This window comes from Phormidium tenue FACHB-1052 (genome assembly GCF_014696675.1).
Taxonomy (GTDB): domain Bacteria; phylum Cyanobacteriota; class Cyanobacteriia; order Phormidesmidales; family Phormidesmidaceae; genus Nodosilinea; species Nodosilinea tenuis_A.
The window spans coordinates 1-17,899 of the sequence record NZ_JACJQN010000024.1 but is presented as its reverse complement, the minus strand read 5'-3'; the positions used below and the strand labels follow the sequence as shown (position 1 = coordinate 17,899).

Annotated in this window: 15 protein-coding genes and 2 pseudogenes; 6 read left to right on the top strand and 11 right to left on the bottom strand. The window is 47.1% G+C overall.

The features are described from left to right. Positions 1-96: 96 nt before the first annotated feature. From H6G07_RS23810 to H6G07_RS23800, 3 genes are all read right to left on the bottom strand, one after another. Positions 97-2,856, bottom strand: coding sequence for a WD40 repeat domain-containing protein (locus tag H6G07_RS23810; RefSeq protein ID WP_084173611.1), 2,760 nt, complete (start codon positions 2,854-2,856; stop codon positions 97-99). Further along, positions 2,820-3,641 carry an NB-ARC domain-containing protein gene (locus H6G07_RS23805; protein WP_171973098.1) on the bottom strand — a complete coding sequence of 274 codons (822 nt, stop codon included), beginning with the start codon at positions 3,639-3,641 and terminating at the stop codon, positions 2,820-2,822. Before H6G07_RS23805 ends, H6G07_RS23810 begins: the two co-directional genes overlap by 37 nt. 245 nt (positions 3,642-3,886) lie before the next feature. After that, a complete protein-coding gene (locus tag H6G07_RS23800; RefSeq protein ID WP_084173615.1) occupies positions 3,887-6,262 on the bottom strand; it encodes an NACHT domain-containing protein in 2,376 nt (791 codons plus the stop codon). 280 nt (positions 6,263-6,542) lie between these two features. Between H6G07_RS23800 and H6G07_RS23795 the strand changes: the two genes are divergently transcribed. After that, positions 6,543-6,770: an NfeD family protein gene (locus tag H6G07_RS23795; protein WP_073610829.1), complete on the top strand. Its 228-nt coding sequence runs from the start codon at positions 6,543-6,545 to the stop codon at positions 6,768-6,770. Between the two features lie 14 nt (positions 6,771-6,784). Beyond that, the gene (locus H6G07_RS23790; protein ID WP_073610830.1) at positions 6,785-7,018 is read left to right on the top strand and encodes a hypothetical protein; all 234 of its coding nucleotides are present in this window, start codon (positions 6,785-6,787) and stop codon (positions 7,016-7,018) included. 44 nt (positions 7,019-7,062) lie between these two features. Here the strand turns inward: H6G07_RS23790 and H6G07_RS23785 are convergent, their stop codons facing one another. Further along, positions 7,063-7,842, bottom strand: coding sequence for a site-specific integrase (locus tag H6G07_RS23785; protein WP_171973099.1), 780 nt, complete (start codon positions 7,840-7,842; stop codon positions 7,063-7,065). Between the two features lie 147 nt (positions 7,843-7,989). Further along, a pseudogene (locus H6G07_RS27185) lies at positions 7,990-8,139 on the bottom strand (Arm DNA-binding domain-containing protein); the annotation flags it as partial. A gap of 590 nt (positions 8,140-8,729) precedes the next feature. Between H6G07_RS27185 and H6G07_RS23775 the strand changes: the two are divergent. Further along, positions 8,730-10,589, top strand: coding sequence for a TnsB C-terminal domain-containing protein (locus tag H6G07_RS23775; protein ID WP_073610832.1), 1,860 nt, complete (start codon positions 8,730-8,732; stop codon positions 10,587-10,589). 1 nt (position 10,590) lies between these two features. Continuing rightward, complete coding sequence (locus tag H6G07_RS23770; protein WP_073610833.1) at positions 10,591-11,436, top strand: AAA family ATPase; 846 nt, start codon at positions 10,591-10,593, stop codon at positions 11,434-11,436. Between the two features lie 913 nt (positions 11,437-12,349). On the opposite strand, the gene H6G07_RS23765 is transcribed toward H6G07_RS23770, so the two are convergent. Further along, a complete protein-coding gene (locus H6G07_RS23765) occupies positions 12,350-13,240 on the bottom strand; it encodes a tyrosine-type recombinase/integrase (protein ID WP_073610842.1) in 891 nt (296 codons plus the stop codon). 71 nt (positions 13,241-13,311) lie between these two features. Between H6G07_RS23765 and H6G07_RS23760 the strand changes: the two genes are divergently transcribed. Continuing rightward, complete coding sequence (locus H6G07_RS23760; protein ID WP_073610835.1) at positions 13,312-13,776, top strand: double zinc ribbon domain-containing protein; 465 nt, start codon at positions 13,312-13,314, stop codon at positions 13,774-13,776. Positions 13,777-13,849: 73 nt separating this feature from the next. Here the strand turns inward: H6G07_RS23760 and H6G07_RS27180 are convergent, their stop codons facing one another. Then, complete coding sequence (locus tag H6G07_RS27180) at positions 13,850-13,999, bottom strand: DUF4113 domain-containing protein (protein WP_422393872.1); 150 nt, start codon at positions 13,997-13,999, stop codon at positions 13,850-13,852. Positions 14,000-14,053: 54 nt separating this feature from the next. Continuing rightward, a pseudogene (locus tag H6G07_RS27175) lies at positions 14,054-14,376 on the bottom strand (DinB/UmuC family translesion DNA polymerase); the annotation flags it as partial. A gap of 151 nt (positions 14,377-14,527) precedes the next feature. Here H6G07_RS27175 and H6G07_RS23750 point away from each other — a divergent pair. Continuing rightward, positions 14,528-16,000 carry a tetratricopeptide repeat-containing S1 family peptidase gene (locus H6G07_RS23750; RefSeq protein ID WP_073610837.1) on the top strand — a complete coding sequence of 491 codons (1,473 nt, stop codon included), beginning with the start codon at positions 14,528-14,530 and terminating at the stop codon, positions 15,998-16,000. 10 nt (positions 16,001-16,010) lie between these two features. Here the strand turns inward: H6G07_RS23750 and H6G07_RS23745 are convergent, their stop codons facing one another. From H6G07_RS23745 to H6G07_RS23735, 3 genes are all read right to left on the bottom strand, one after another. Beyond that, positions 16,011-16,514, bottom strand: a complete 504-nt coding sequence (locus H6G07_RS23745) for a CU044_2847 family protein (RefSeq protein ID WP_073610838.1) — start codon at positions 16,512-16,514, stop codon at positions 16,011-16,013. A gap of 145 nt (positions 16,515-16,659) precedes the next feature. Continuing rightward, complete coding sequence (locus H6G07_RS27170) at positions 16,660-16,794, bottom strand: DUF4113 domain-containing protein (protein ID WP_422393871.1); 135 nt, start codon at positions 16,792-16,794, stop codon at positions 16,660-16,662. 119 nt (positions 16,795-16,913) lie between these two features. Continuing rightward, on the bottom strand, positions 16,914-17,729 hold the full coding sequence (locus H6G07_RS23735; RefSeq protein ID WP_139297190.1) for a leucine-rich repeat domain-containing protein: 816 nt from the start codon (positions 17,727-17,729) through the stop codon (positions 16,914-16,916). Between the last annotated feature and the right edge of the window lie 170 nt (positions 17,730-17,899).

Here is a 17,899-nt window from a genome sequence, read left to right as displayed (position 1 = left end):
AACTTATTAGCAAGGATTGCTGAATTATCAGAAGGGTGAAAGGCGCTTCAAATTACGAGCAGTCAGTCTATGAATGACCTAGGTTGAGGTAAAGTCCTAATTTGAAGGCGTAGAGTAATCAACTGCACCTAATGCAAGCATTGAGGTTCGCTGTGCTTCACTCAAACCCTGCACTCCAGTAATGTTAGTTTCTTCATACGGACGAGGTGCCTGAAAAATCGCTGTACATTCCCCAGTTGAGACATCCCATAGACGAATTGTACCGTCATTACTACCGCTAGCTAGAGTTTGACCGTCAGGACTAAAAACTACTGAACGAATCCAACCACCATGGATGGAAAACATTTGTATACAAGTCTTTTCTTGAATATTCCAAAGACGAACTGTATCTCCGCTACTGCTAGCTAATCGCTGGCTATCCGGGCTAAAAGCTATTAGCCAGACTAATTTATTATGGCCAATAAATTCATGGATATATGTTTTTTTCTGAATGCTCCACAGTCGAATTGTATTATCCTTGCTGCTACTAGCCAGCCATTTGCCATCAGGACTAAAGGCAACTGACAAGATTGAATCAGAATGATCTCTAAACGTATGGATACATTGAAGATTTTGAATATTCCATAATCGAATAGTAGAATCTTTACCACCAGCAGCAATCAATTGACCGTCAGGGCTGAAGGCTACCGCTCTGACCCAATTATTGTGTCCTGTAAAAGAATGAATACATTGCCTTGTTTGAATATCCCAAAGCTTGAGTGTTGATTTTCGACCACCAGCCACAATATATTGTCCATTAGGGCTAAAAGCCATTGACGTAACCAGGTTTCCGTGATCTCTGAATACATGAATACACTGGTTGTTCTCAATATCCCAAAGTCTTATTGTTTCGTCCCCACCACTGCTCAATAACCATTGGTTACAAGGACTGAAAACAGTTGACCAGATCCAATTTTTGTGGCCAGCGAATGTATGAATGCATTGGTGTTTTTTGACGTCCCACAGCCTAACAATAGAGTCCTCTCCGCCGGTAGCAATCCATTTGCCGTTAGGGCTAAAGGTTATCGATCTAACCCGGTTAGTATGCCCTGTTAAGGTATAAAAACATTGACGCTTTTGAACATCCCAGAGCCGAATTGTAGCATCTTCACTGCTAGTTGCAAGCCATCGACCATCTGAACTAAAAGTTGCTGACAACACCCAATTTCTATGCCCTATAAAAGTGTGAACGCATTTACGCTGTCGAATATCCCAAAGACGAATGGCATGATCTCCGCTGCCACTAGCAAGCCATCTACTATCAGGGGTAAAGATCAACGACCTTACCAAATCTGTATGGCCAAAAAACTTGTGAACACATTGACACTGCTGGACGTCCCAAAGACAGATAGTATGATCTCCGCTACCACTGGCGAGCCATTTACCATCAGGGCTAAAAGCTATAGACCTAATCGTATTACTATGTCCTGTAAAAGTATGAATACATTGCCTTTTTCGGATATTCCAAATTCGAAGTTTAGAATCATCACCGCCACTTGCAAATAATTCGCCATTTGAGCTAAAAGAAACTGCCCAAATCTTGCCTTTTATAGTATCGTCATCTCTAAATGAGTGAATACACTGAAGTTTTTGGACATCCCAAAGTCGAATAGTTGCATCTCCACCCCCAGAAATAAGCAAATTGCCATCGGGATTGAAATCTACTGACCAAATGGCATCAGTATGGCCTGTTAATGTATGAATGCATTGGCGCTTTTGGAGATCCCACAGTCGAATTGTGGCATCCCCACTACCAGTAGCAAGCCAACGGCCGTCGGGCCTAAAACTGACTGAGGAAATTAAATCACTATGCCCTTCAAGTATGAAAGAGTTTTGTGGATTTCTAATATGAGATAAGCGGATTTGGCCATTGCTATCGCCTGTTGCCATAGTGCCTGTATCCGAGTGCAAAGCAACTGAGTAAATTCGGCCAAATGTATGGGTTAGAGATGGATTAACAAATGTTGCGTTAGCTAAATTGAGTTTGTGAAGTTGTATTCCTTCTATGTAAACTTGCCTGAGCGTAAGGCTTGAAAAGTTTAAGCAAAGAATTTTAGGTTGATCCTGGCATAGTAAGTTTATTAAGTTTCCTGCGGCATACCCCTGTGTCCAGTTGGAGTTGATACGAATATTTTTCAGGTATTCATCAACTTTTTTCCCAAAATTACTTATTCGCTCACTTATTGGTTTCAGAATCAGTCTTATTTGTGTTTCTCGCACATAATCTTGGGCTATAGCTTTCATAAGAGCATGTGTATGAAATAGCTCAAATCTCTCACTTTGAAGTTCATAGTAAACTTGCTCGATGAAGCGATCTGTGGCAAATTCCATGATCACGTTTTGCAGGGTAAACTGCTTGCCTACCGTTTCTATCAGGTAGCGATCGCTCAACCCTCTCAGCGCCCCCCGCACCTCCTGCTTAGTTACTGGTGGCAGCAGATCTTCCATCAACTCATCTAGGCCAACGGGTTCGCGGTTAATGGCCAGCCAAAACAAGACCGATCGCTCCAGGGGTGCAAGACGGCTCAGGTGCTGGTTTAGTAGGCTGCGCACATCTTCAACTGCCGTTACCTGCTCCTGCAAAAAATCATCCACATCGCCCAAAAACTCTCGTTGAATGGCCGTTGCCACCAGATGCAGCGCCTGGGGGTTGCCACTACAGCGGCGAATCAATTCTTGCCCCTGGTCATCAGCCTCATCCAGCGCCAAGCCCTTGGTTTTTAGAATTTCTCGCCCGGCCTCGGTGTCGATGCTGCCGACTGACCACAGACGTACCGGCGTCAGGTCACCCGCCAGGGGGCCAGTTCTCTGGGGCATTCTCGACTGGTGAGCAGCAGGCAGCTTTGATGCTCGGTGTTGCCGATGCGCTGAATGAGTTCGCCATAGCCCTCATAGCCGTCTCGGTAATGGCCCGCTGTTTCGGCTTGCAAGATCGACTCCAGGTTGTCGAGCACCACTAGGCAGCGATGTTCGCGCAGGTAGTGCAGCAGGCGAATGATGCGCTCTCCCAACCGAGTCGGCAGGTTGATTTCGGTCTCTTGCTGGTCAGAGAGAAACTGAATCAACCGCACCAAGATTTCATCCAGGGGTGGGGCTTCTCGCAGGCTGCGCCAGATCACATAGTCGAAGTGATCGTAGACCTGGTTAGCCAGCTTTGCCGCCAAGGAGGTTTTGCCAATGCCACCCATGCCCAATAGGGTGAGCAATCGGCATTGCTCCACTTGAATCCATTGATTGAGGGTGGCCAATTCTGCGGTGCGGCCAAAGAAAAGTGCAGTGTCGGGCTTCTCGCCCCAGTCTATTTTGGAAATTGAGGAAGAATTGCTGTTTGGGGGATGGGCTTCAGGAGTAGTCTGGATTGGCTCGGGTTGACCATAGTCAGCCGGTTCTAGCTCTTCTAGGCAAAAAGCCGCGAATAGAGCTCGAACAGATGCTTCATCAGTGGGGATTTTGCCTGCCCGAATCTTTTTAATCGTTTTGATGCTGAGTTTTGCCCGTTCTGAAAGTTCTGTCTGGGTGAACCGTGAGCCAAATTTTTCTTGTTCCTGTGCCAGGATAATAGCGTTCTCCAACCGCCGTAGGCCCTGCGGAGTTAAAATCACGCCTCGATAACGATTTTGGCTTTGGCTCATGAGTTAGATAAAGTGCAAAAAAGTGTTTCTAAAAGTATTTTCAAGTTCTTGACAATAACAGATATTAGATAAGAGAAGATCCCTTTAATTTTCATGGCTTTGCTTGTTTTATTCTGTTTAATTGTTGGCTTGCCCATTCTCTCAATTTTTCATCACTATCATTGAGAGCCCTGTCCTGCAGTAATTCATGAGTTTTCTCATGAGAAGGATGGTTTTCAAGAAGAGCACTCAAAGAAAATAAACGAGGGTTTATCTTGTTCAGCATGATTACGCGAGAACGGGTCATTTTGAGTTACTTGACACAACAGATTGAACGCTTCTGGAAGGCCAGAAAAATTCTTTGACAGGGTCTGTACAGAGGCTCGACGAACTCCCCAATCACTATCGTTTTTCAAAAGATATTTCAATAGATCAAATATTTCAGACGATTTACATGATGGATGAGCAGAAATAGCATCTACAGCGCCTACGCGGATGCCCCAGTCAGATCCGTTAATTGCCAATTCTTTAAGCCAATGAAAGATTTCTTCATTGTTGCTGCTTGCAGCAACAGAGCCCACGGCTGCACATTGTATAAAAGAACTCTTATTAGATTCTACTTGCCCTTTAAGCCAAGATAAGCTTTCACCTAATGGTTTAGATACTCTTTTAGTAAGGGCATTAGCCGAATCCCAAGATAAAGGATGTTCATAATTCTCTATCTCATTCTTGAGAGCTTCAATTACCTGGAATTGAATTTTAGAGATAGATCTAACATTCTTGACTTCAGAGAGGCAGTCAGAAGCTAGCATTAAATTCAAGAATCCACCAACTTGCAATCGCTTCTGGCCCCATGGTTCTCTAATAAGAAATTTTGAGCGGTCAATTTCTTTCGTGAGCAGAGACTGAATGATTTCTTCCGAAAAAGTGGCATCAATCATTCCGCAAATCAACCGCAGAACTTCATGCCAGGGTTCATCCTGCCAGTGCAGCCCAAACACCTCATCCCGCAATTGCTCAAAACTGAGGGTGCGCTGTTTCTCAAAACGATTGACAATCTCGACCGCGCAGAAATACTCCAAAAATGTTCGGTGAACAAATCCATAGGTATCTGCCCCGCGATCGCACAAAATAAAGTTCCGATGCCTGAGCTGATGAATTAGCCCATTCGCCTTCTCACGGGGTTCACTAAACCCCTGCTCTCGCAAATACTCCGTCAAAATCTGAGTCAGCCGATTCGCGCTGATCAAATTACCCTTTAGGCCATCCTCCCCAGCCTGCATCTCGTAGGCCACCAGGCGTAAAATCTCCTGCTTTTCGCGCCGTCCGATCGCATCCATCGGCAACTGTAGCCGCTTGTGATCTACATCCCAGTGGTATAGCAACACCCGCGATGCCTGGTCATAGAGATCGGCCCTATCCCTCGGTAACTCCTGCCGCCGATTCAAAATCGCCATCATCGTTAGCAGCAGCGGATTATCCGCCAGGTTTTGAATCGCCTTAGAACTGGCGATCGCCTCTCGCAGGCGCTGCTTCAGCCTTACCTTATCGGCATCGCTGCCCATGGCCAGGTCATACCAGCGCTCAATGAACTCATCCACCTCACCATCATCCAGCGGTTGAATGGTGAAATGGCGAAACTCAGCGTGCTGAAGCCGCTCTGGGTTGTAGCCAATAATCCGGGAGGTCACCAGAATCTTCGCCAGGGGATACTGCTGGGCAAAGCGAATGATGTCGTCAATGATGGCGGCCTGGGTGGCCCGGTCAAAGACCTCATCCAGACCGTCAAACATTACCAACGTGGCGTGCTGAGTCAGGTAGTCGTGCAGCACGGTGGGGTCAAACTGCCAATCAACCCCGCGCCCCCGATGCAGAAACTCTAGGAAGTTCGCCGATTCCGCCAGGGCGTACTCCCGCAGTTCGATTAACAGGGGCAGATCGGCAGCATCGTTCTCCACCCACTCCAACCCCAGATATTGCAGCAGGGTCGATTTCCCGGCCCCTGGGTCGCCCAACACCACACACCGTTGCGCCACCGCCACCGCCGCTAGCACCTTACAGGCAGGCTGCTGAAAATACTCGCGGCGATAGTAGTCCAGCGCCTCGGCAGATAGGTCTTCGCCTAGCGCATCCTCATCCTGAAGCTGTCGCTTTAGATCCAGGGGCAGTTCGTAGCGACTAGGCGGCAGGGCTTCGCGCACCGTCTGCTCAATGAACATGCTCCACAGTTTGATGTTGTCGGCGCGATCAGTGCTGTCGAGGGTATAAAGCTTCAGATAGCCGTAGTTGGCTTGCAGACACTTGCGATAAGCTGCGACATCAAAGACAGGTTGTAGGGTGTCATCCGCGTCTGGTTGGGGCCAGCCGTAGTCAGCTGGTTCTAGCGTCAGGTTAAAGGCACTGAATAACCCTTCCACGCGAGACTGGTCGGCGGGGCCTGCCTGGTGGCAAATTTTCTTGATGGTTTTAATGCTGAGGCCAGCGCGATCTTCCAGTTCGGTCTGGGTGAAGCGAGCACCATATTTTTCTTGGTCTTGGGCAGATGCGATCGCAGCTTCCAGGCGTTGCTTACCGCGATCAGTCAAGACCACACCACGTTGACGACGGCTCATGGCGGCAGACGGGTAGATGACGATTCAGCACAATCGGAAACTTAAGGGAAAGTTCTCAGGGAATGCATCGATAATACGCGATCTTTTACAGACCTGCTCAGCCGCTGGAAGGCTTGTCTTATAGGGGTTACTAGAAACGGTATCGGGTGCAGCCAAAAATTCTGCCAACTTTCTCCTAACCCACCCAAGTTTCCTGAGAGATTTCTGGCTTCTTTAGTTTACTGACCTCATACCGAGTTCAGTAAATGCTTCGTCCCTTCACCTTCGGAGGAAAACCCCCATGACGCTTTTTACCCTGTCCCCATCCTCTGACCTAACCACCTTTCAAGGTCGAGGTATCGTCGAGCGCACCATTACTCCCTCAATCCCAGGTCGCGTCTACTTTCAGGCCTCCTACTGGCCTGCCCGATTCTTTCAGCCGGATGCCGCTGGTGACCTGCACCCCGGTGCCCCGGTTGAAGTGGTAGACCGTGACGGTCTGACGCTCTTGGTCAAGCCCCTACCTTAGCGGAGGCCAATCCCATGAAACAGCAACAGCCCCGCAGGTGGCTTTTAGAATGGACGTTCAAAGCTGTGAAGTATCTGTTTCTCAGCTTGGCAGGCTGCACAATTGCCTACATCATGGCGCTTGTGCTGGAGTGTACAGTCATTACCGAGGTTATCGCGATCGCTGTAGAACACTTGCTGCCGCGCGCCCTAGTGTTGGTGGGATGTTTGGCTGCCGCAGCGATTATCACCGAGTCCGTCAGGTACTAGGGGACATTTACGTTGCCCCAGTACCTGACAGACAGCAGCAGCCATTACTCTTCCGCCGAATTCCCACTATCGTCGGGTGTTCCTTCCTGATAGAGATCAGGGATTTGGGGACGGGCAACAATACAGCCTGCGTAGTCTCTATAGAGGGTTTTCACATCATGCCCCGTGATCTCAGCCACCACCGATGGCGACATTCCAGCCTGTAGGCAGTGACTGACAAAGGTCGAGCGAGTCAGATAAGGCTTTCTATAGGCAATTCCTGCCTTTTCGAGCACCTTAGTCCAGGGGCGCTTGCAGAAGTTGTTATCGCCAATCGGGCCACCTTTAGGAGCCGGAAACACCAGGTCAGCCTCCTGGGCGTTTAAGGGGCGGTGCGCTTTCAGAAAAGCCTCCATCTGCTGGTTGCAGGGAAAATTCCTCACCTCGCCTGTCTTGGTGTTTTTCTCCTTTTTGCCCCTGGTAATGGTGCGCCCAATCCAGATATTGGTGGACTTCTCGTCAAGGGCGTTCCATCTCAACCCGGCAGCCTCAGCAGGCCTGCAACCGGTATTGAGCAAAAAGTAGACGTAGGGATAGTAGTGGGCGTAGTAGCGATCGCCTTTAAAGGTCTCCAAAATTTGCTGCACCTCGGCGTGGGTAAATGGCCTGGGCTTTGACTTCAAATCGTCCTTCACCTTCACCAGCTTCCACGGATCCAAATCCTGGCGTCCCCACTTCCAACATTCCGATAAGGTAGCCAGGCGATCGCGTATCGTCCGAGGCTTCTGGTACTGCCGGAGAAACTCCACAAACTCCTTTGCCTTTTCGATTCCGATAAAATCCACCCGCTGGTCTTGGAAAAACTGCTTTAACCTTGTCCCCAAGGTTCCGTACTTTCCGAACGTCCTGGCGTCTACTTCTTTGGCCTTTTGCTCCACAAACGGGGCAAAGAAATCCATCACGGATTTAACCCTGGGATCTGACCTGCTCATTTACATTCGTGGGCGAACTTGAACCGGGTACCTTTCGAGCGTTGGGTCGTAAGTCCCTTCCGCCAGATCAATCTCAATTTGCTTTGCCAGCAGTTTTGCCTTTTTGCGGTTGAAGCGCGTGTCGGGTAAGCCCAGGTACAGTACCGGTCTCTTGTCCGATCCCTCAACTCGCCATCATAGGCGCAGCAGTCCTCCTGACTCAAAGCCGAAACTGTGCCCTTATAAGATTTTGGGATCCTGACTGTCACGGTGGGTACCTGCCCGAAGCGTCTGGCACCTCTTCCGACCAGAGTACTGGCGCATCAGGATAGCTTCAAAACTTTTAACCACAAGGGTTTCCGAGAGTGCCCAAGAGTGCTCAAACGAGTTCCCAAAGTGCCTGAAAAAGTCCAAATCGATCTAAGAATAGCCAAAATATAAAAACCGCAACAAAGGCTGTATTCCTTGTTACGTAATGGTTTAAGGCGTATGTACGTCCGCACGCTAAATGTCGCGATTCGCAGATTGATGTCGCAAGTGGTGACTACCCCAACCCCTTTCATTAAGGGCACTCTAGCAAATTCAACCTGCAATATGGCATTTCGAGGCTTCGCAAAATAAGTGTCGCAAAATCATTTTTCGCACAATAGATGTCGCGAATACCTACCCCATTCATTCGCAAATTAGGTGTCGCAAATGCTAGATATTTGAAGAGAGGAGTGGTACATTCGCCTCATAGACAAAAAAGGCTGTTTCCTTCTATGAGCGAGAGACAAGTTGAAGATTCGTTAACATATCAAAACCTTGACGAAGTTTCTCTTGGTGAAACTGCCTTTGGTACAGATCCCTTCCAAGTCGTAATAGAGTCTTCAGATCCGCACAAACTTCGCTATCGACTAATTGAATGGTTGGCAGCGTCTCCTAATCGTAAAATTAAGTCTGAAAGGAAAACCAAGGTCGCAGAGACTCTTAAGCTCAATATCCGCCAGGTAGAACGATTGCTGAAGCAGTACTTTGACGGTGAACTGCAAGAAGATACTGGGATTGTGCGCTCAGATAAAGGAAGTCGTCGGATTAACGAATACTGGCAAAATAAAATTCAAGAAATATATAAAGATAGCTTAAAAGATAAACATCCTCTCAAGCCTGCTGATGTCGTGGGAGAAGTCAGGCGCCATGCTGAAGTAGATCTAGGGCTTAAACATGGCGACTATCCCCATCCAGCAACCATATACCGTATCTTAAATCCTCTCATCGAGCAGCAGAGGCGAAATAAGAAGATTCGAAATCCTGGATCGGGTTCATGGCTTGTTGTTGAGACAAGAGATGGGCAATCGCTAAGAGCTAATTTTAGCAATGAAATTGTTCAGTGCGATCATACAAAGTTAGATATTCGAATTATCGATCAAGATGGTAAAACTCTTCAATGGCGACCATGGCTGACTATAGTTGTGGACACTTTTTCTGGCTGCTTAATTGGCTATCATCTGTGGCATAAGCAACCCGGTTCCCATGAAGTTGGGCTTACCCTAAGGGTTGCCATTCTACCTAAACAATTCCCACCAGAGTATGAGCTTGAAAAACCTTGGAACGTCTACGGACCGCCTTTAAAGTATTTCTTTACAGATGGCGGTAAGGATTTAAGTTCATCAAAGCATATTAAATCAATTGGTCGAAAACTGGGATTTCTCTGTGAATTGCGAGATCGTCCTAATCAGGGAGGAATAGTTGAGAGGCTCTTCAAGACTATTAATACACAGGTTTTAGAGGCTTTGCCTGGATATCAACCTAGTCGGCCCAAAAAAGAGGAAATTGAGAAAGCCGAGAAGGAGGCCTGCTTGAACATAGACGATCTCGACAGGATTTTGGCAAGTTACTTTTGTGATGATTACAATCATCACGCGTATCCTAAGGATCCTCGTGAAACTCGTTATGAACGCTGGTTCAGGGGCATGGGCAACAAGCTGCCTGAACATTTAGACGAACGAGAACTCGATCTTCTTTTAATGAACGAAGTGGAAGTAACTGTCCAAGCAAATGGATCTTTTTATTTTAGAAATATCATATTTCGCTGTGAAGAATTAAAGGCTTTCAAAGGGAAATTTGTTAGTCTCAGGTATGATCCCGACCATGCTCTAACCATGTTTGTTTATGATCAAGTGTTAAAAGACACCTTTATTGGTTACGCTCACGCAATCAATATGGACAACCAAGATCTAAGTCTATATGACATTGATGAAATCAATAAAAAACGGAATAGTAAGAAGCGTGATCGTTCAAATTATAGTGCCTTGGTAGCTTTAGGCAAGCGTAAAGAGTTAGTTAATGAACGTAAACAAGACAAGAAAGATCGTCAACAGTCAGAGCAGAAAAAGCTGCGAACGAAAGGCAAAGGTAACTCAGAAGTAGCAAAACAACGAGAAGAACAAAAAGCAAAGGCTAATATATCTCTAGCATCTGTGGAGGTATTGCCTGAACGTATTGACCTTACACAAGTAAAACAAGCGCATGATGCTACGACTACTTCACAGAATATAGAACCGCCCATCCCACCATCTAATATGGTAGATCGCCATCAGCTCGTTGTTCCTAAAAACAGAAATGTAAGGAAGCTTTATTGATATGGCTGATTCTCCGCTGGCAAAGCAGGTTCTAGTTGAAGTACTAGCTCCAAAATTTGACTTGCAAAGTATATCAAACAAGACGGCAGAAATCGAGGAGACATTTAGGGCATCTTTCATTCCGACTGAAATGTCTTCTAGTTATTTCAAGTGGCTGGATGAGCTTCGCTTAGTAAAGCAGTGCGGGAGAGTTATAGGACCTAGAGAGCTAGGGAAAAGTCGCTCTTCACTAAATTATTGTGAGGAAGAGAAAGGACAATTTTCCTACGTTAAGGCATGGTCAAACTCAAGCTCAAGAAGGCTGTTCTCTCAAATACTTGAGGATATTAAACATGCTGGTTATAAAGGCAATCGAAAAGCTCTTCAACCTAGACTTTCTGGTAGCATTTCTATCTTTGGAATTGAATCAATTATCGTCGATAATGCAGATAGCTTACAGAGAGAAGCGCTGTTAGATCTCAAGCAACTTCACGAGGAAACTAGTGTCCCTATTGTATTAGTGGGTAGTCATAATCTTGATAACATTCTAGGCGATGATTTAATTTTTTCGTTTCCATCATTGTTTGAGTTTTCTCCTTTAGCTGAGGATGATTTTAAGAGAACTTTGCGAACCATTGAGGTGGAGATTCTAAACTTACCTGAGCCTTCTAATCTAGCTGATGGTGCTTCATTCGAGACTTTATCCTTAAGTACCGGTGGCCGAATGGGAACTCTGATCAAGGTTTTGACAAAGGCAGTCTTACATTCACTAGTGAAAGGCAATTGTAGAGTAGATGAATCTGTTTTAGAAAACATTACCAACTTTTATGGCCAGGAATACATCCGCCCGAAAAATCCACAGAGCTGAGGGTAGAGGTGATGACCGGTAATTATTCACCCAGATTAGGCTATGTTGAACCTTATCAGCACGAAAGTATTAGCCATTACCTGGGTCGCTTAAGGCGTTTTAAGGCCAACAGCCTTCCATCAGGCTACTCTTTAGGGCAACTCCTTGGTGTTGGGTCAGCCGTTGCGCGTTGGGAAAAGCTTTACTTCAATCCGTTCCCTGAGGAACAGGCGTTAGAAACTCTTGCCAATCTGTGTCATATGGATGCTGGACTACTAGAGGCAATGCTTCCTCAAAGGGAGAGTGCCATGCAGCCCAGACCTATTCTGCTGTGTGGGGCTTGCTATGCCGAAATCCCTTGCCATCGCATGGAATGGCAGCATAAAGCTGAGGTACCTATCTGCAATCACCACCATCTACAGCTTTTAAGCAGGTGTCCTTGCTGCAAGAAACCCTTTCAAATCCCATCTCTTTGGGAGAAAGGTGAATGTCATCACTGTGGAATGCCCTTTAGGTCTATGGGCAAGAAGCAAAGGCATGTCAAAACAATAGGTTAGGCAACTCCGAAATGCCATGTGAGCGTTAGGTGACTTTTCCTTTAAGAATAAGTATGTCGCTAGCCAGGCTTCAGCGGTGCATCTCAAGCTGCAATGCTGTCTGCGAACTGGTCGGGCCTCCTATAGTTAGTCCGTTTTAGTGAGGACCATGGATGCCGACACCTATATTTATGTTCTCTGGCAACATGCATTGAATATCCGTACTCGCTTGTTTTTGGCTCAATTTGGATCCATTTACGACAGTTTTCGGGTAGTGAACCTCTTTTACCTCACTTTCTTGATGCAGAGTACTATATGTACTCTGTATCAGCAGAAGCATATAGGGATAAACGCTATACAACTGCATACACTTACCAGCGCTTTTCGTAGAGCAATAACTAACTTTTAGCCAACGCAGCAAGCGCCGTTTTAGCGATTGTTTCGGCTCGCTGCGATGTCACCTTTTGATAGCGCAAGGTTGTCTGAATGTTCTGGTGCCCCATTAAGGCTCTTAATTCCTCGATACCCATTAGGCCTACCCGCTCAGTAGCGAAGGTATGGCGCAAGTCATGCATCCGAATGCCTTCTAGCTCAGGGCTTTGGGCGATTAAATCCGTCCAATCCTGGTGAGCCGTGCGATAGCTCATCCGGCTTACTTCCAACGTGAAGGGCTGCTGGGCTGTAAATAGGGCTGAACAACCTGAGTGTCGTTGGTATTTTAGATAGCGCTCCAGAACCCAAGCCGCGTCCTCGCTATAGAAGCACCACCGCCGTTTGTTGCCCTTGCCGACCACCTGAAACTTTCGCTGGTCTAAGTTCATGATTTTCAGATCAAGGGCCAGTACTTCAGCAATCCTTGCGCCTGTTCGGTGCAGCAGATGAACCAGCGCGTTCATCCGTAAATTTGGTGCTACCACTTGATACAAGACCTTAAGCTGCTCGGGTGTCAGATAGCGGATCACGTCATCCGTACCATGCTCACCTTTCTCCCGGTCAGGCTTCCGCCGCTTCAATCGAGCGATTGGGTTGGCTTTGATATAGCCTTGCTCGACTGCGAAGTTGAACAACGCCTGGATAGTGGCTTGATGTCGTTGGTGAGTGGTGTAAGCCAGGTTAGACAACTCGCTGAGATAGTCCTGCAACGTTTGCCTCGTCATGATCTCAATCGGCATCTGCCCATATTCCTGCAAGAGGGGCATCAAGGCGGACTCATAGGAGCGCCGGGTACTCTTTTCTAGTCCTGAGCGTTGTAGAAATTCTACCGAAACACCAGCTAGGGTAATGACCATTTTCATTTCAATTAGTTACTTTTACTTGAAGCTAAGATAGCGTTTATACAAACTCTTTTATCTATACTTCAATGCACCTTTTATCCCAAAACCTGGCTCCAACCCCTGGAGAAACCCTTGCAGCCTACGTGCAGCGGGGGCGGATGAGCCTAGGCCTGAGCCAAAAAGAGTTAGCGGAGAAGGCTGGGATTCATCCTCAAAGTGTAGGCAAGATGGAGCGTGGTCAAACCACGCGGCTAAAGCAGAAGGCTAAAAGCGGTCTGGCCCATGCTCTGGGTATTTCAGTGGAGTATCTAGATGCGGTCTGTCAGGGAAGGACTGTAGAGGAAATCGCAGCTCTCAAGTTCTGCCCCCAGTGTTGGGTGCCCGGCACATCACCCGATCCGATGTGGACGACTCCACGCTCAAAGCACTGCTTTGCCTGTGGGAGCAAGTTGCAAGATCGCTGCTCAGGTTGCCAGGAACCTATCGCCTCTCTCAAGTTCCGATTTTGTCCTTACTGTGGGAAATCGTATAAGGGTGGTGGCAGTGAGTGAGCTTCAACCAGCTCAGTGTGCTCCAAACAGATTGTTAGACACTGCGGATCTACTCTCTTGCTCTGTTTAGTCGCTAGGTAGCTGAAACCAACTCATCCCAGCGGGTTGTGTACCGTTGAGTTAATCTGTCGGCCCTCATCCTCCAACCCTGTCGCAGCCCCTCAGTCGCCCATCGAACAGTCCCGGATCCAAACTTCTGGTTAAGCGCATCAATCACCTCCATCAGCTCCCAAGATCGCTCTTGCCTGGCCTGACCTTCAAAGATGCTCCCTTGAACAATCCCTTCATGGCTTAAATCCATCAGCATGACCCCGGCTTTGTGGAAGCTGTACCCCGGCTGATAAAGCTGCTCCGTAGCTCCCAGCGCCGCCCTAACTAAAGTCGGTGTGTCGTTAGCGGGAAAGGGCAGTACCAACGTCTGAGAGTTGGCATAGTGTGGCTCCTTGGGCCGGAAGCGGCTGGTGGTAATAAAACGGTCATTGTCTTAGCGACCTGACCAGCACGCCTCACCTTCGCCGCTGCTGTTGCCCCATAGAAAGCCACGGCTTCCCTCAGCTCCGCCAGAGACTCCATAGGTCGCCCAAAGCCCGTGAAACACAACAGCAACGTTTTTCCAGGGCTTTCATGACTTTGTCAGGTAACCAAAGCTGCATCTGCTTGAGGAATTTGACAGTCTTGAATTTCTTTCAGGGTTTTCAGTAATTCCGCTTAGAGTACTTGTATTTTTAACTAACCTTCTTCAAAAGCAACAATGGGTAAGCGTAGAGAAAGCCTTGAGGCTGTTCAGCAATCAGTTGTTAGAATCAAGGACGCACAAGGTCAGACTTGGGGAACAGGATTCTTCATCAACCGAGAAGGTCACTTATTGACGTGCGCCCACGTAGTGCAGGATGCAGGGGGCTGGAAAAATGTACGAATTCTCGATCAACCTGTTAGCTGTTTGTACGAGGGAGATCCGGAACGCGATGATTTCTGCTTGCTTCAGGTTGAAGACATTCAAGTCATACCAGCTGAACTCCGAAAAGATTTTGATATCGGAGATGAATTTCTCAGTTTTGGTTTTTCCAATGACGATTTTTATGGTGCTCCAATTCGAGGAGAACTCACTGCCTTTGCCCGTTGTGGCAAACTAGGCGATCAAAAGTTAATTCGTTTAGAAACCTTCTCCGATGCCCAGCGCATTGAAGGCGGGCAGAGTGGAGCACCTATTTTAATCTATAAATACGGGAAGTACAAAGCGGTAGGATTGGTAGTCGCCTCTGAAGATTTGCAGGGCGGATTAGCAATTCCGTTTTCCCATATTTCAAAGGAAGTTTCACAAGCAGTTAAGCAAAGGGAGAAAAGAAGAATCCACTTAGCTGCGTCTGTTGTGATGACAGGTATAAGCTTGTCAGTTGCTATAGGCACAACCTATTCTCTGCTCAACAATTCTTGCTCATCCGAATCTATTGAAAATTACCGAAATTCTATTAACGAGGCTTTTTCTGGAGAACGATATGAATCAGCCTTAAATATTTCAGAGGAATTGATAAATAAGTGCAAAAATGCAAATGAACCTTATCTTTATAAGGGTGCATCCTTGATGTACTTGAACAGATTTGAAGATGCTATTGCAGCATTTAAGGAGTCTTTGGAAAAAGAACCTAACTTGAAAGCAACATTCAATCTAGGTGTTGCTTACGGCCGTGCAGGACAATTTGAAGATGCCATTGCTACACTAGAATCCCTGTTGCAAGATCCAGAAGTCACTACATCTTCCTCAATCAACAGAAATGACATCTATTTCACTATAGGCTTGTATAACCAAAAAATTGCTCGTTCAGAATTTGAAAAGACCAGTAAACTGTGGAACTTAACAAAAATGATTTCACACTTGGAAAAAGCAGAACAAATGTACAATACAGTGATTCGTGAAACAGGGGTAAGTTGCCAACTTGATGCTGCTGGCAGTTGTTATTCTACTCAACGAAGTAAAAGCGCTGACAATCTGACTGCTGTTTATGCAGTTCTTTATTCCATCAGCAAAAACGATATTTACTTAGAGCAAGCAACTAAATCGATTGAGACGGCGTTTGAAGCTAGAAGTCAGGAGGAGCGTACTGAGGACTTTCAGCTTTACATGACTGGAGAGTATAACGACGTTTTAACTGAGATAAAGCTAATTAGAGAGTCTTCTCAATTTGCTTCAATAATTCAGCAGCTACAGGTCAAATATAAAATGTAAGCTAATTCAATCAGCCTTCAGGTTTTGGGCGGATAATTGGATCTGGATCCCCGCCACCAACACCTTTTGGGCGAATAAGTGGATTTGGATCCTCGCCACCAACGCCTTCCGAGAGAATATATGGATTTGGATCCCTGTCACCAATGCCCTCAAGAGAAAGGCTATCTTTAAATCCGAAGGGTACCTGATCAAACTTCCAACAAATTTTTACCTTAAAGCTTGCTTGACCAGAAGCTTGAACGATGACAGCAGAACCGCTGGCTGTGAAACCTAAGTTAAACTCGACTTCTGCACTTTCAGCAGTAAGAGGTTGATTAAGTTCTTGCCAGACGTCAACAAAAGTTTCGCAGGCAGGCATTACGGCCTGACGGATGATTCTCTTGAAATCATCCTTGGTTAGTTTTTCGGCAAGACTGTCTCGCGATCTCTGTTTAATACCCGTTTGGTCTTCTGTTGGAAGCACTTCAATATAGAACTGGTCGCCCTCTACATCGATTGGAATAAAATTACTCATAAGGTCTTCCTCGCTACTATCGACAATTAAATACCAGTTTGCACTGTCTTGAGAAATTTTTCTAGACTACTTTCTAAAAAAGCCAAGTCACAAATTCTCACCTCCTGTCCGCTTTGCCTGCTTTAAGTGTAAGACTGCATTAACTTTACCCAATATGGGTTAGCAGACTCACAGTAATTTGTAGATTTTCTTTCTCACTATACTCACCGCTGTTCCGCTGAACCAACTCATCCCAACGGGTTGTATACCGCTGAGTTAGTCTGTCAGCCCTCATCTTCACAACCTTGGCACAACCCCTCAGATGCCCGTCGAATAGTCCTGGATCAAAAGTGCTGGTTAAGCGAATCAATCACTTCCATCAGCTCCTAGGCTCGTTTCAGCTCATAAGCCTTCAGCAGGTTAAGGCCACTGAGTACAAACCTCTCTCATCGCCTCAAGGCATAATGGCAGCGTATTCTTACCACCCAAGCGAGCGAGTGTGTTTTTAAGGTTTGGAAGACAGCGAAGAAAATCTTCACGGCCTCGATAAGCTAAGGTATCTAAGCCTTTTGCAAAGCAGGCCATGTCAACCTGCATATCTTCTAAACGCGGCAGTAGGCCTTGCCAAGCTGAGGCCCTATAGTACTTATCTCCAAATAGCTCTATTAAGCTGAAAGCACTTTGCAGCAGCTTCGGCGGCAGATGCTCCACCAGTTCACGCAGAGCCATGGCGCGGTCGGATTCATCGGTAATCTGACGGGTTGCTTCCAGGGCCTCCGGCAGTAGCTCCGGCAGGTGTTTCGCCAGTTCACGCAGAGCTATGGAGCGGTCGGATTCATCGGTAATCTGACGGGTTGCTTCCAGGGCCTTCGGCAGTAGTTCCGGCAGGTGTTTCGCCAGTTCCATAAGGGCCATGGCGCGGTCGGATTCATCGCGAATTTGATGGATCACCTCCAACGCCTCTGGCAGCAGTTCTGGCGGTAGATGCTCCACCAGTCCACTCAAGACACTAGCGCGGACGGATTCAATGTTAATCTGACGGGTCACCTCCAACGCCTCCGGCAGCAGCTCTGGCGGCAATTGTTTAGCCAGTTCCATGAGGGCATTGGCGCGGTCGGATTCATCGGTAATCTGACGGGTTGCTTCCAGGGCCTCCGGCAGTAGCTCCGGCAGGTGTTTCGCCAGTTCCATGAGGGCCATGGCGCGGGCGAATTCAGAGCGAATCTGACGGGTCACCTCCAGCGCCTCCGGCAGCAGCTCTGGAAGTTGTTCCGCTAGTTCCCTCAGGGCATTGGCGCGGACGGATATCAAATGTCAAGTACAAAGCGGTGACGCGACAGCTAGATGGGCGGGTTGCAGGGGCTGAGAAAAGAGCAGCCATCCCGACAAATGCCGCTTTTGCTGTG